At 67.8% G+C, this 14,001-nt stretch carries 10 protein-coding genes and 1 tRNA gene; 2 read left to right on the top strand and 9 right to left on the bottom strand.

Translation table 11 applies throughout. The features are described 5' to 3' along the window. Window positions 1-7 precede the first annotated feature (7 nt). Together RS83_RS14925 and RS83_RS14920 are read left to right on the top strand one after the other, a co-directional pair. Window positions 8-90, top strand: a tRNA-Leu gene (locus tag RS83_RS14925). A gap of 135 nt (window positions 91-225) precedes the next feature. Next, on the top strand, window positions 226-1,479 hold the full coding sequence (locus RS83_RS14920; protein WP_045280281.1) for an alpha/beta fold hydrolase: 1,254 nt from the start codon (window positions 226-228) through the stop codon (window positions 1,477-1,479). Here RS83_RS14920 and RS83_RS14915 read toward each other — a convergent pair. The 9 genes from RS83_RS14915 to RS83_RS14875 form a co-directional block, all read right to left on the bottom strand. After that, entirely contained in the window at window positions 1,476-2,141 is a 666-nt protein-coding gene (locus RS83_RS14915; RefSeq protein ID WP_045280280.1) for an esterase/lipase family protein, read from the bottom strand. The two genes, RS83_RS14920 and RS83_RS14915, sit on opposite strands and share 4 nt — an antisense overlap. Window positions 2,142-2,218: 77 nt before the next feature. Beyond that, window positions 2,219-3,670 (bottom strand): pyruvate kinase, encoded by a 1,452-nt coding sequence (gene pyk, locus RS83_RS14910; protein ID WP_045280279.1) that lies wholly within the window; start codon window positions 3,668-3,670, stop codon window positions 2,219-2,221. Window positions 3,671-3,729: 59 nt separating this feature from the next. Next, a complete protein-coding gene (locus tag RS83_RS14905; protein WP_045280278.1) occupies window positions 3,730-5,196 on the bottom strand; it encodes a glutamate synthase subunit beta in 1,467 nt (488 codons plus the stop codon). Continuing rightward, window positions 5,189-9,712, bottom strand: coding sequence for a glutamate synthase large subunit (gltB, locus tag RS83_RS14900; RefSeq protein ID WP_156153252.1), 4,524 nt, complete (start codon window positions 9,710-9,712; stop codon window positions 5,189-5,191). Before gltB ends, RS83_RS14905 begins: the two co-directional genes overlap by 8 nt. A gap of 140 nt (window positions 9,713-9,852) precedes the next feature. After that, on the bottom strand, window positions 9,853-10,893 hold the full coding sequence (gene lgt, locus RS83_RS14895; RefSeq protein ID WP_045280276.1) for a prolipoprotein diacylglyceryl transferase: 1,041 nt from the start codon (window positions 10,891-10,893) through the stop codon (window positions 9,853-9,855). 10 nt (window positions 10,894-10,903) lie between these two features. Beyond that, on the bottom strand, window positions 10,904-11,707 hold the full coding sequence (gene trpA / locus RS83_RS14890; RefSeq protein WP_045280275.1) for a tryptophan synthase subunit alpha: 804 nt from the start codon (window positions 11,705-11,707) through the stop codon (window positions 10,904-10,906). After that, complete coding sequence (gene trpB, locus RS83_RS14885; RefSeq protein ID WP_045280274.1) at window positions 11,704-12,972, bottom strand: tryptophan synthase subunit beta; 1,269 nt, start codon at window positions 12,970-12,972, stop codon at window positions 11,704-11,706. The genes trpA and trpB overlap by 4 nt, the downstream gene beginning before the upstream one ends. Continuing rightward, window positions 12,972-13,742: an indole-3-glycerol phosphate synthase TrpC gene (gene trpC / locus RS83_RS14880; protein ID WP_045280876.1), complete on the bottom strand. Its 771-nt coding sequence runs from the start codon at window positions 13,740-13,742 to the stop codon at window positions 12,972-12,974. Before trpC ends, trpB begins: the two co-directional genes overlap by 1 nt. Before the next feature lie 2 nt (window positions 13,743-13,744). Next, window positions 13,745-13,990 carry a DUF6704 family protein gene (locus RS83_RS14875; protein WP_045280273.1) on the bottom strand — a complete coding sequence of 82 codons (246 nt, stop codon included), beginning with the start codon at window positions 13,988-13,990 and terminating at the stop codon, window positions 13,745-13,747. Between the last annotated feature and the right edge of the window lie 11 nt (window positions 13,991-14,001).

Here is a 14,001-nt window from a genome sequence, read left to right as displayed (position 1 = left end):
CACACGAGCCGGCGTGGCGGAATGGCAGACGCGGAGCACTCAAAATGCTTTGTCCGAAAGGGCGTGTGGGTTCGAGTCCCACCGCCGGCACATCTGATCGAGAACCCGAGACACAGGCGCACTGCCCCGGCTCGGTTCAGCCGCCAGCAGCGGTCGACGGGTTCTCGGCGCGACGGAGCAGGTGATGGAGTGCCGCCGGATCACGCGATGCGGTAGACATTCCCCATGATCTCCCGCCCGACAGCGGACATCTGGAGCCGCACGAGGCTGTTCCGTCGCGTGTTCCTCGGTGTCGTCATCGTGATCGCGCTGATCGCCGGCGTGCTCGCAGCCGATGCGATCCGGCGATACGTCGACGGCGAGGGTGATCGGCACACGGACCCGGCGTTCTACCGGCTCTCCTCCCCCGTACCGAACGGCGACCCCGGTGACATCATCAGAATCGAAGACATCCCAAGTGCTCCGCTCGGTTCGGCGGCGTGGCGGGTGATCTATCACTCGCGCGATCTGCAGGGCCATGATGTGCCGGTCTCCGGTGTCGTCATCGTGCCTGATCTCCCGCCGCCGCGCGAAGGTCGGACGGTCGTCGCATGGGGTCATCCGACGACCGGTGCCGCCGCGAAATGCGCTCCATCACTCGGACTCGATCCGTTCCAGTACGTCGAGGGTCTCCATGAGCTGCTCGCCGAGGGCTACGCGATCGTCGCCACCGACTACCCGGGACTCGGGGTCGAGGCTGCGTCGTCATATCTCCTCGGCGTGCCGGAGTCGAACAGCGTGCTCGACGCGGTCCGTGCCGCGCAGCAGATCGACGGAGCGGATGCCGGTGACCGCGTCGTGCTGTGGGGGCATTCCCAGGGCGGCCAGGCGGTGCTGTTCGCCGCCGAGCGTGCAGCCGACTATGCGCCGGACCTCGACATCATCGGCGTCGCAGTCGCTGCACCGGCCGCGGACCTCGGCGAACTGATGAGCGATGACATCGTGAACGTCTCAGGCGTCACGATCGCGTCCTACGCGATCCCCGCCTACGAGACCGCGTATCAGGACAGGTACCCGGAGGGTCAGATCTCGGCGATCCTGACGCCGGCCGGAACGACCGCGACACCGCAGATGGCCGCCATGTGCCTGCTCTCGCAGAACTCGGAGATCCATGCGATCGCCGACCCCCTCATCGGCAGGTACGTGACGAGCGATCCAGCCACCACCGATCCGTGGATGACGATGCTCGCCGAGAACAGCGCCGGTTCGCAGCCGATCTCCGTCCCCGTCTTCGTCGGACAGGGACTCGCCGATGAGCTCGTGAAGCCGACGGCGACCGAGGACTACGTGGCGTTGCTGTGCTCGCAGCAGACGGACGTGAGCTTCCACCGCTACGAGGGCGTCGACCACGGCTTCGCTGCGTATGCGGCGCTGCCGGACATGTTGGGCTGGTTGAGCGCTGTCACCTCGGGCAGGTCGCCGACGAGCACGTGCCCCTAGGCCCCCGTATCGGCGAGAGCCGCGAGCTCGCCCAGCACACGCGGATGCGCGAGCACGCGGAAGTGTCCCCCGGTCTCCAACCGCACGTTCTTCGCGCCGATGAGTTCGCTGCCCTCCGGGATGTGCGGGTCGAATGCCGCATAGACCGAGACGATCCTGGCGTTGACGTCGCGCAACCCGGCCAGACTCCGGATCGAGGGATCGTCCGGCGAGAACGCACGCAGCGTGCGCCCCGGCATCCGCCGTGCGTACCTGGATCCACCGAACGGCGCGGCGATCGCGAGCATCGCTCTGACTCGTCCGGCCGCCGGTCCCGTCATCACGAGCTTGCCGGCGAGTCCGCCCTTGCTGTGCGCCACGAGGATCACACCGGAGAGGTCGGCCCGCTCCAAGAAGTCGGTGACCAGCTGCGCCGCCTCCACGAGGGGCAGGCGGTTGCGCGCCAGCACATCGAGCACATGCACGGGATGGCCCCGATCGTGCAGGGCCGTGACCAGCGGCTGCATGAATCGCCACGTCTCGTACACGCCAGGGAGGATGACGATCGGCGCGCGATCACCCGAGGTGAACGAGTCGGCACCGAGGCGCCCGAACGAGGCGCGCACCTGCCAGTACGCGGCATAGGCGTAGTCCGCCACCCACCACGCAGCTCTGCTCAGCATCCGGATGACGTGCTCCTCCCCCGTGAATGCGACGAAGGGGCGGAACCGGAGTTCCGCCCCTTCGCCATTCCGTCAGATCAGACGGTCGCTTCCTTGTAGATCGGCGCTGCGCCGTTCACGGCGTCTCCGACCTTGTGGACGCGGATGTCGTTCGTCGAGCCGACGATTCCGGGAGGGGAACCGGAGATCACGACGACCTTGTCCCCTTCCTTGGCCAGACCGTTGCTGAGCAGGTAGTCATCGACCTGCAGGTACATCAGGTCGGTGTGCTGCACCATGTCGACGAGCGTCGACTGGATGCCCCAGGTCAGTGCCATGCGGCGACGGATGTCGGGCTCCGGCGTGAAGGCGATCATCGGGATGCGTGAGCGCAGACGCGAGAGGCGGCGAGCGGAGTCACCGGACTGCGTGAACACGCAGAGGAACTTCGCCTCGACGAACTCAGCGACCTCGAGTGCGGCGAGGGTGATGGCGCCACCCTGCGTGCGGGGCTTCGTGGTCAGGGGCGCGATGCGCTCCAGGCCGTGCTCCTCGGTCGACTCGATGATGCGAGCCATGGTCTCGACGACCACGACCGGGTAGTCGCCGACACTGGTCTCACCGGAGAGCATCACGGCGTCAGCACCGTCGAGGACGGCGTTGGCGACGTCAGACGTCTCGGCGCGGGTCGGAACCGGGCTGTTGATCATCGACTCGAGCATCTGCGTCGCGACGATGACCGGCTTCGCCATGCGGCGGGCGAGCTCGACCGCACGCTTCTGCACGATCGGCACTGCCTCGAGCGGCAGCTCGACACCCAGGTCACCACGGGCGACCATGATGGAGTCGAACGCGTCGACGATCTCCTCGAGCGCATCGACGGCCTGCGGCTTTTCGACCTTGGCGATGACGGGGAGCTTGATGCCCTCCTCAGCCATGATCTCGTGCACGCGGGTGACGTCCGACGCATTGCGCACGAACGACAGCGCGATCAGGTCGGCGCCGATGCGCAGACCCCAACGGAGGTCTTCCTCGTCCTTCTCGCTCAGCGCGGGGACGTTGACGGCGACGCCGGGCAGGTTGATGCCCTTGTTGTTCGAGACCGCTCCGGCGACGATCACCTTGGTGGTGACGGTGACACCGTCGGTCTCGACGACCTCGACGCGGACCTTGCCATCGTCGATGAGGAGGAAGTCACCGGGCTTGACGTCCTGCGGCAGACCCTTGAAGGTCGTGCCGCAGATGTCCTTGTTGCCGATGATGTCCTCGGTGGTGATCTTGAAGATGTCACCGGCCGCCAGCTCGTACGGGCCGTTCTCGAACTTGCCGAGGCGGATCTTCGGTCCCTGGAGGTCGACGAGGATCGCGACTGCCCGGCCGGCGTCGTCGGCGGCGCGACGGACGTTGGCGTAGTTGTTCTCGTGCACGGAGTAGTCCCCGTGGCTCAGGTTCAGACGTGCGACATCCACACCTGCGTCGATCAGAGCACGGACGGTCTCATAGGTGGATGTTGCGGGGCCCAGGGTGGCGACGATTTTCGCGCGTCTCAACAGATTCTCCAGGGTAGTTGTGGGGGAAGGTACTACAGGCGCAAGCGCCGCGGCTCAGCCTACGCGGGCTGGAGGCCCAACGCGACATCGCTCGGACGCACCGGCTCAGGCAGCACGGTGGTGCCCATCAGGAACCGGTCCACGTTCGCAGCCGCGGCGCGGCCCTCGGCGATGGCCCAGACGATGAGCGACTGCCCACGACCGGCGTCGCCGGCGACGAACACACCGGGGACGGTGGACTCGTACGAGGAGTCGCGGCGGAATGCACCGCGGTCGGTCAGCTGCGGGAGGGTGTCCTCCGTGTAGCCGTCCTGCTCCGGACCGGTGAAGCCCATCGCGATGAGCACGAGGTCGGCGGGGATCTCGCGCTCGGTGCCGCTCTTGGGCACGCGTCGACCGTCGATGTACTCGGTCTCGGCGACGCGCAGAGCGCGCACCTCTCCGACCTCGTTCGACAGGAACTCGACCGTGGAGGCGAGGAACATCCGCTCGCCGCCCTCCTCGTGCGCTGACGCGATCTCGAACACGGTCGGCATCATCGGCCACGGCTGGTGGTCGGGTCGCTCGGTGCCAGGCTGCTTGCCGATCGCGAGGTTGGTCACGCTCAGCGCGCCCTGACGGTGCGCGGTGCCGATGCAGTCCGCACCGGTGTCGCCGCCGCCGATCACGATGACGTGCTTGCCCTCTGCCGTGATCTGGTCGGACACCTTGTCGCCGGCGACCGCATGGTTCGACTCGACGAGGTACTCCATGGCGAAGTGGACGCCGTCGAGGTCGCGGCCGGGGATCGAGAGGTCGCGCGGCACGGTCGAGCCGGTGGCGATGACCACGGCGTCGTAACGGGCGCGGAGATCGGACCAGGAGATGTCCTTGCCGATCTCGACACCAGCGCGGAAGCGCGTGCCCTCTTCCTGCATCTGACGCAGACGCGACTCCAGCTGCCCCTTCTCCATCTTGAAGTCGGGGATGCCGTAGCGCAGCAGGCCGCCGATGCGGTCATCGCGCTCGAACACCGCGACCGTGTGGCCGGCGCGGGTCAGCTGCTGTGCAGCGGCGAGGCCAGCGGGGCCGGAACCGACGACCGCGACCGTCTTCCCGGTCAGGCGCTCGGGCGGCTGCGGCTCGACCCAGCCCTTCGCGAAGGCCTCATCGATGATGGAGACCTCGATCTGCTTGATCGTGACGGCCGGCTGGTTGATACCGAGCACGCACGAGCTCTCGCAGGGCGCGGGGCACAGTCTGCCGGTGAACTCCGGGAAGTTGTTCGTCGCGTGCAGACGATCGATCGCCGCACGGCCCTCGCCGCGCCAGGTGAGATCGTTCCATTCCGGGATCAGGTTGCCGAGCGGGCAGCCGGAGTGGCAGAACGGCACACCGCAGTCCATGCAGCGGCCGGCCTGACGGCGCAGCACTGCCTGGTCTCCGGGCTCGTAGACCTCTTTCCAGTCCATGATGCGCACCGGCACCGGACGTCGTGCGGGGAGTTCCCGCTCGGTCACCTTCAGAAAGCCTTTGGGATCAGCCACCGGTCACCTCCAGGATGCGGTTCCACACGATGTCGCCGTCGGGGTCGATCCCCTCGGCCACTGCTTCCTCACGCATGCTCCGCACAGCGGCGAAGTCGCGGGGAAGCACCTTCACGAACTCGGATGCCGTCGTCTCGAAGTCTGCGAGCAGCTTCGACGCGAGCGGGGATGCCGTGCGCTCCACGTGCTCGACGAGCAGGCTGCGGAGCACCTCGAGGTCGGCACGGTCCAGCGGCTCCAACAGCAGTTCCCCGCTGCCGAGCGACTGGGCGTTGACCTTCGCCGTCTCGAGGGCGTGGACATACGCCACTCCCCCGGACATGCCTGCACCGAAGTTGCGTCCGGTGGTGCCGAGGATCACCGCGAGACCGCCGGTCATGTACTCGAGCGCGTGGTCGCCCACGCCCTCGACGACCGCGGTCGCGCCGGAGTTGCGCACGAGGAACCGCTCGCCGACGACACCCGAGATGAACATCGTGCCCGAGGTCGCGCCATAGCCGATCACGTTGCCGGCGATCACGTTCTCCTCCGGAGCGATCTGGGACGTGCGCGGCGGACGGATCGTGATGTCACCGCCCGAGAGGCCCTTGCCGACGTAGTCGTTCGCATCGCCCTCGAGACGCAGCACGATGCCAGGAGGCATGAACGCGCCGAGCGACTGCCCGGCGGTGCCGTGCAGCGTCACGTCGATCGTCCCGCGCGGGAGTCCGTCGGCACCGTGACGCGAGGTCACCTGGTGACCGAGCATCGTGCCGACGGCGCGCTCCGTATTGGCGATCGGCAGCTCGACGACGACGGGCTCGCCGTTCAGCAGCGCACCTGCCGCGATGTCGATCAGCTGCACGTCGAAGTGCTTCTCGAGTTCGTGGTCCTGCGTGCGCGCGTTGCGACGCGGCTCGCCGGCCGGGAACGCCGGGCCGTCGAGGATCGGAGCGAGGTCGAGACCCTGGGTCTTCCAGTGGTCGACCGCCGCGTTCATCTGCAGCAGGTCGGCGCGGCCGACGATCTCGTCGATCGAGCGGTAGCCGAGCTCGGAGAGCAGCTCGCGCACCTCTTCGGCGATGAACTCCATGAAGTTCACGACGAACTCGGGCTTGCCGGTGAAGCGGTCGCGCAACGCAGGGTTCTGCGTCGCGACGCCGACCGGGCACGTGTCGAGGTGGCAGACGCGCATCATGATGCAACCGCTCACGACGAGCGGAGCGGTCGCGAAACCGAACTCCTCGGCGCCGAGCAGCGCTCCGATGATGACGTCGCGGCCGGTCTTGAGCTGCCCGTCGACCTGCACGACCACGCGGTCGCGCATGCCGTTGAGCATCAGCGTCTGCTGGGTCTCGGCGAGGCCGAGCTCCCACGGGGTGCCCGCGTGCTTGAGCGAGTTCATCGGGCTGGCGCCGGTACCGCCGTCGTGCCCGGAGACCAGGATCACGTCGCTGAGCGCCTTGGCGACACCAGCGGACACCGCACCGATACCCGACTGGCTGACCAGTTTGGTGTGGATGCGCGCCTCGGGGTTCGCCCGCTTCAGGTCGAAGATGAGCTGCTTGAGGTCTTCGATCGAGTAGATGTCGTGGTGCGGCGGCGGCGAGATGAGCCCCACACCTGCGGTCGCGTGCCGTGTGCGAGCCACCCAGGGGTACACCTTGGTCGGCGGCAGCTGACCGCCCTCGCCGGGCTTGGCACCCTGCGCGAGCTTGATCTGGATGTCATCGGCCTCGGTCAGGTAGAGGCTCGTGACGCCGAAGCGTCCAGACGCGACCTGCTTGATGGAGCTGCGGCGCTCCGGGTCGACCAGGCGGTCGGTGTCTTCGCCACCCTCGCCCGTGTTCGACTTGCCGCCGATGCGGTTCATCGCGATCGCCAGGGTCTCGTGCGCCTCCCGGGAGATGGAGCCGTAGCTCATCGCGCCGGTGGAGAAGCGCTTCACGATGTCGGACACCGACTCGACCTCGTCGAGCGGCACCGGCTTGCGGGTGCCGGTGCGCAGCTGGAAGAGACCGCGGAGGGTCTTCAGCTCGGCAGCCTGATCGTCGACGAGCTTCGTGTACTCGCGGAAGATGTCGTAGCGCCGGGTGCGCGTGGCATGCTGCAGCTTGAACACCGTCTCCGGGCTGAACAGGTGCGGTGAGCCGTCGCGACGCCACTGGTACTCGCCGCCCGTCCACAGTCGCTCATGGGCCCGCGCAGCGGCATCCTCCGGGTAGGCGTAGTCGTGCCGCGCCTGGTTCTCGGCGAACACCTCGGCGAGCCCGATGCCGCCGAGCTTGGACTCGGTGCGGGTGAAGTACGCGTCGATGAACTCCTGGCCGAGGCCGACGGCTTCGAAGACCTGCGCGCCTGCGTAGGACGAGACCGTGGAGATACCCATCTTCGACATGATCTTCAGCACGCCCTTGCCGAGCGCGTAGATCAGGTTCTTGACGGCCTTCTCGGTGGAGATGCCGGTGATGTATCCGGTGCGCACGAGGTGCTCCACCGTCTCCATCGCGAGGTACGGGTTGATCGCCGACGCGCCGTAGCCGATCAGCGTGGCGACATGGTGCACCTCGCGGACGTCACCGGCCTCAACGATCAGGCCGACCTTCATGCGGTTCTCACGCCGGATCAGGTGATGGTGGATCGCCGACACCATGAGCAGCGACGGGATCGGCACGAGGTCCTTGTTCGAGTCGCGGTCCGACAGGATGATGAACTCCGCGCCGCTCTCGATCGCGGCGTCGACCTCGGCGCACATCTCGGTGAGCCGATCCTCCAGCGTCTGGGGGCCGGCGTCGAAGTGGTAGAGCCCGCGGATCGTGACGCTCGAGCGGTCGGGAAGCGCCTTGTCGATGTGGCGGATCTTCGCGAGCTCGTCGTTGTCGATCACCGGGAAGTCGAGCGACACCGTTCGGGTGTGCTCCGGTCCCCAGGACAGCAGATTGCGCTCTGGTCCGAGGCCGAGCTTGAGGCTCGTGACGACCTCTTCGCGGATCGAGTCCAGCGGCGGGTTGGTCACCTGTGCGAACTGCTGCGTGAAGTAGTCGAACAGCAGGCGCGGACGCTTGCTGAGCACGGCGATCGGCGTGTCCGACCCCATGGCGCCGAGCGGCTCGACGCCGGTCTGCCCCATCGGGGTGAGCAGGATGCGCACCTCTTCCTCGGTGTAGCCGAAGGTGCGCTGACGACGAGTGATGGATGCCGGCGGGTGCACGATGTGCTCGCGCTCCGGCAAGTCGGCGAGCCGAACGGCGCCGGCGTCGAGCCACTCCTGCCACGGCTCCTGCGTGGCGAGCTGCTGCTTGATCTCCTGATCGCTGACGATCCGCTGCTGAGCGGTGTCGACAAGGAACATCTTGCCCGGCTGCAGGCGACCCCGACGCTTGATGCGCTCCGGCTCGAACTGCAGCACACCCGTCTCGGAACCGATCACGACGAGGCCGTCGGTGGTCTCGGTCCAGCGGCCGGGTCGCAGACCGTTGCGGTCGAGGGTCGCCCCCACGACGGTGCCGTCGGTGAAGATGAGCGCAGCGGGACCGTCCCACGGCTCCATCTGGTTCGAGTGGTACTCGTAGAACGAACGAAGCTCCGGGGTGATGTCGGACTGCTTCTCGTACGCTTCGGGAACCATCATCATGATGGCGTGCGGCAGGCTGCGACCGGTGAGCGTCAGCAGCTCCAGCACCTCGTCGAAGGATGCGGAGTCGCTGGCGCCGTCGGTGCAGATCGGCAGCAGCGGCGAGACGTCGCCGAGCAGCTCGGACTCGAGCTGGGACTGACGGGCGCGCATCCAGTTGCGGTTGCCACCGACCGTGTTGATCTCGCCGTTGTGCGCGAGCATGCGCAGCGGCTGTGCGAGCGGCCACGACGGGAAGGTGTTCGTGGAGTAGCGCGAGTGCACGACCGCGAGCTCGGAGGCGAAGCGCTCATCCTGCAGGTCGGGGTAGAACGGCTCCAGCTGCAGGGTCGTGACCATGCCCTTGTAGCCGAGCGTGCGGCTGGACAGCGACACGAAGTACGCGCCGAGCTCGTGGCCCGCGCGCTTGCGCAGGCGGTACGCGACGCGGTCGAGCGCGATGTCGGTGAGCGGAGCATCCGCGTGGGTCGCTCCCCCGGCGCTCACGAAGAGCTGCTCGAAGGCGGGACGTGCCTCATCGGCGAGCTTGCCGAGGTTCTCGTTGACCGTCGGGACCTCGCGCCAGCCCAGCACCCGCAGGCCCTCGGAGCGGGCGATCTGCTCGATGCCGGCCTTCTGCTGGCGGCGCTGGCTCGAGTCGCGCGGCAGGAAGGCGAGACCGGCGGCGTACTCGCCGACCGGCGGGAGTTCGAACCCCACGACAGCGCGGAGGAACTCGTCGGGCATCTGCGTCAGGATGCCGGCGCCATCACCCGTGCCTGCGTCGGAGCCGATGGCCCCGCGGTGCTCGAGGTTTCGCAGCGCCTCGAGGGCGAGCGAGATGATGTCATGCCCGGCAGTGCCGCGCAGGGTCGCGACCATGGCGAGGCCGCAGGCGTCCTTCTCGAACGCCGGGTTGTACATGCCCTGCTTCGGGGGGTAGGCGCCGGACGCGCCGTAGGGTGGCTGGAAATACACCAGTTACCGTCCTCAGATACTCAAGTGACACCGGGGACGACGTCGGCCCGCTCGTTCAGTACATGTTCTCCCACCACGAGGGCGGCTTATCGAGTGCCTGCCTCGCTCGTGGGAGCGGTGCGTGTGGGAGCAGTGCTTGTGGCAGTGGCTCCTGCTGAGACTTCCTCGGACGGAGGCTCGCTCACGTCAACGAAATCATGGGGATTGTCCTGCGATTGTACATCAGCGTCCAGATCCTTCCGCGCGCGCCCCGGCTTGTAGGGCGAGGGCTCGAGGCCGAGGTGACGACGCGACTGCACGATGAGGATGGCGATGCCGACGACGATGCCGATGATCGCGGCCCAGACGTTGCTGCGAAGACCCAGGATGATCTCGCTCGGGTCGATGCGGATCGACTCCCAGACCACGCGACCGGCGCTGTACCAGATCAGGTAGATCGCGAACAGGCGACCCCACTGGAAGAAGAGCTTGCGGCCGAGCCACAGCAGCACGAGCACACCCAGACCGTTCCAGAGCACCTCGTACAGGAACGTGGGGTGGAACAGCGTGCCTTCGGGAAGGCCCGGAGGGAACGCGGAGTTCGTGGACTCGATCTCGAGGCCCCACGGGAGGTCGGTCGGCAGACCGAAGAGCTCGTGGTTGAACCAGTTGCCGAAGCGCCCCATGGCCTGCGCCAGCAGGAGGCCGGGAGCGAGGGCATCGGCGAAGGTCCAGAAGCGGATGCCGGTCCAGCGGCAACCGAGGTACGCGCCGATCGCGCCACCGATGAGCGCGCCGAAGATGGCGATGCCGCCCTCCCAGATCGCCCACACCGAGCCCGGCTCGAACGGGTTCCAGGTGTTCTTGCCCTCACCGAAGTAGAAGTTCGGGTGCGTGAGCACGTGGAAGATGCGCGCACCGACGATCGCGATCGGCACGGCGAGGATCGAGATGTCGATCACGACCCACGGCTCCGCGCCACGCTTGGTCAGACGATGGTTCGTCAGGATCACGGCCGCGATGATGCCGGCGATGATGCAGAGCGCGTAGAAGTGGATCCGCAGCGGACCCAGGTCGATGTAGGACACGGGCGGGCTCGGAATGCTGGCGAGCACACCGGTGAAGGTGCTGTGAAGCGCGAGGGACATGAGTGCGATTCTAGTTCGAGGGGATGGAGCGCGCCGACGACGTGCCGGAGGCCAGGGAGCGGGTGACTTCGGCGAGGGCGGGGATGCCGCCATCACGGAGCGCCCGGACGAGTGCGGTGCCGACGATCGCGCCGTCGGCGTACTCCGAGACGCCGGCGATCTGCTCGGCGGTGGAGATGCCGATGCCGACGCAGGCGCGCACTGCGCCATGGGCGCGCAGGCGTTCGACGAGGGTGCGGGCGGCGCGGTCGAGTTCGGTGCGCTCCCCCGTGATGCCCATGGTCGACACGGTGTAGACGAAGCCGGTCGACGACTTCACGACGAGCTCGAGACGCTCATCGGATGATGTCGGCGCGGCGAGGAAGACGCGGTCGAGACCGGTGCGCTCGCTCGCGGCGATCCAGTCACCAGCGACCTCAGGCGTGATGTCCGGAGTGATGAGGCCAGCGCCGCCCGCGGCGAGCAGGTCGTCGGCGTAGCGGTCGACGCCGTACTGCATCACCGGGTTCCAGTAGGTCATCACGAGGACAGGGACATCGGTCGCCGCGGTGATCGCCCGCAGGGCCGTGAACAGGTCGGCGGTCTTGAAACCGGCGGCCAGGGCTGCGGTCGTGGCCTCCTGGATCACCGCACCGTCCATGACCGGGTCGCTGTAGGGCGGGCCGAGCTCGATGATGTCGACGCCGTTCTGCGCGAGCGCGATCGCGGCGTCGATGCTCGTCTGCAGATCGGGGAAGCCGACGGGGAGGTAGCCGACGAACGCGCTGCGACCGGCATCGTGAGCGGCGGCGATCGCCTGTTCCACGCGACTCATAGCTCTGGCTCCCCCTTCGAGGCGGCGTCCTGCTCGGCGCTCTCCTCGGTCACATCGTGCTCGAGTGCGGCCTTGTCATACAGCTCGAAGTACCGTGCCGCTGTATCCATGTCCTTATCACCGCGTCCGGAGAGGCAGATCGCGATCACGCCGTCCGGGCCGAGTTCGCGGCCGATCCGCAGCGCGCCGGCGAGGGCGTGCGCCGACTCGATCGCTGGGATGATGCCCTCGGTGCGGCTGAGCAGGCGCAGCGCCTGCATCGCCTCGTCGTCGGTCGCGGGGATGTACTCCGCGCGGCCGATGTCAGCGAGCCATGAGTGCTCAGGGCCGACGCCCGGGTAGTCGAGTCCGGCCGAGATCGAATGCGATTCGACGGTCTGGCCGTCGCCGTCCTGTAGGACGTAGGTGCGGGCGCCGTGCAGCACGCCGGGGCGTCCGCGCTCGATCGAGGCGGCATGGCGAGGCGTGTCGACACCGTCACCGGCCGCTTCGACACCGTAGAGCTTCACGCCCTCGTCGTCGAGGAATGCGTCGAACATGCCGATCGCGTTGGACCCGCCGCCGACACAGGCGACGACGGCGTCCGGCAGTCGGCCGACCTCGGCCAGGAGCTGCTCGCGCGCCTCCTCGCCGATGATCTTCTGGAAGTCGCGGACCATCGCGGGGAACGGGTGGGGGCCGGCGGCGGTACCGAAGATGTAGTTGGTCGTCTCGACCGAGGCAACCCAGTCGCGGTACGCGTCGTTGATCGCGTCCTTGAGCGTGCGCGAACCGGAGGTCACCGCGACGACCTCGGCGCCGAGCAGTCGCATGCGCGCCACGTTGAGTGCCTGGCGCTCGGTGTCGACCTCGCCCATGTAGATCGTGCAGTCCAGGCCGAACAGTGCGGCGGCGGTCGCGGTGGCGACGCCGTGCTGGCCTGCGCCGGTCTCGGCGATCACGCGCGTCTTGCCGAGGCGCTTGGTGAGCAGCGCCTGACCGAGCACGTTGTTGATCTTGTGCGAGCCGGTGTGGTTCAGGTCCTCGCGCTTGAGGAACACCCGTGCACCACCCGCGTGCTCGGCGAATCGAGCGACCTCGGTGATCGCCGATGGGCGACCCGCGTACGAGCTGAGCAATGACGCCAGCTCGGCCGTGAACTCGGGATCGGCCATCGCGGAGGCATATGCCGCCGACAGCTCATCGATCGCGGCGATCAGCGATTCCGGCATGAACCGGCCGCCGAAGTCACCGAAGTACGGACCGTGCTGGTCGCGCAGGCTCATCAGACCTCCAGGAAACGTGCGAGTGTGGCGACCGGGTCGCCGGTGACGAGCGCCTCGCCGATCAGCACCACGTCGGCACCGGCCGAGCGGTAATGGGCGACGTCGTCGGGGGTGAGGACCGCGGATTCGGCGATCTTCACCGCGGTCGCGGGGATGCGGTCGGACAGGCGTCCGAACAGGTCGCGATCGAGCTCGAGCGTGGTGAGGTCACGAGCGTTGACGCCGATCAGCGGGGCCCCGAGGTCGATCGCGACCTCGAGCTCCTCGGCCGAGTGCGTCTCGACGAGCGGTGTCATACCCAGCTCGGTGATGAACGCGAAGAGTTCGTGCAGCACCGCTCGGTCGAGACCGGCGACGATGAGCAGTACCAGGTCGGCGCCAGCGGCACGAGCCTCGAGCACCTGGTACCGCGTCGCGATGAAGTCCTTGCGAAGCACCGGGACCGAGACGCGGGCCGTGACGGCCTCGAGATCGGCGAGGCTGCCGCCGAAGCGACGCTCCTCGGTGAGCACGCTGATCGCAGACGCTCCCCCGGTCTCGTACAGCGAGGCCTGGTGGGCGGGGTCCGGGATCGACGCGAGCGCGCCGCGCGATGGGCTCGCGCGCTTGACCTCGGCGATGATCTTGACGCGGTCGGCAGGTGCCAGCGCCGCGAGGGCGTCCTTGGCCGCGGGGCGCGCGAGCGCCTCCCGTTCCACGACTGCCAGCGGCTTCGTGAGCGAACGACGCTCTGCGTCGGCGACAGCGCCGGCCGTCAGGTCGGCGAGCACCATTAGTGCGCCTTCGGGGCGTACTTGGGGCCTCTCACACCGTATCCGGCCTTGGCGAGGACCACACCGACCAGCGCACCGATCGGAACGATCGCCGCACCCACCCAGATGAGGGCGACCCAGATCGGGCTGAACTCGGCGAGGCAGAATGCCAGCGTGCCGAGGACGAAGCCGAACAGCATGATGATCACGGCGGTCCATGCGGCCGGCGAGTGTCCGTGGCCGGGGTCGGCGATCGGGTTGGTCATGTTCTCCTCCG

Origin of the sequence: Microbacterium oxydans (assembly GCF_000956525.1) — a bacterium.
In the GTDB taxonomy this organism is placed as follows: Bacteria; Actinomycetota; Actinomycetes; order Actinomycetales; family Microbacteriaceae; genus Microbacterium; species Microbacterium oxydans_A.
This window is presented reverse-complemented; position numbering and strand designations above follow the sequence as displayed.

Coding starts and splice junctions, on each gene's coding strand:
- trpA (WP_045280275.1), bottom strand. CDS start 11,707: ATGAGTCGCGTGGAACAGGCGATCGCCGCCGCTCACGATGCCGGTCGC.
- gltB (WP_156153252.1), bottom strand. CDS start 9,712: ATGTACAACCCGGCGTTCGAGAAGGACGCCTGCGGCCTCGCCATGGTC.
- trpB (WP_045280274.1), bottom strand. CDS start 12,972: ATGAGCCTGCGCGACCAGCACGGTCCGTACTTCGGTGACTTCGGCGGC.
- RS83_RS14875 (WP_045280273.1), bottom strand. CDS start 13,990: ATGACCAACCCGATCGCCGACCCCGGCCACGGACACTCGCCGGCCGCA.
- RS83_RS14915 (WP_045280280.1), bottom strand. CDS start 2,141: ATGCTGAGCAGAGCTGCGTGGTGGGTGGCGGACTACGCCTATGCCGCG.
- RS83_RS14920 (WP_045280281.1), top strand. CDS start 226: ATGATCTCCCGCCCGACAGCGGACATCTGGAGCCGCACGAGGCTGTTC.
- lgt (WP_045280276.1), bottom strand. CDS start 10,893: ATGTCCCTCGCGCTTCACAGCACCTTCACCGGTGTGCTCGCCAGCATT.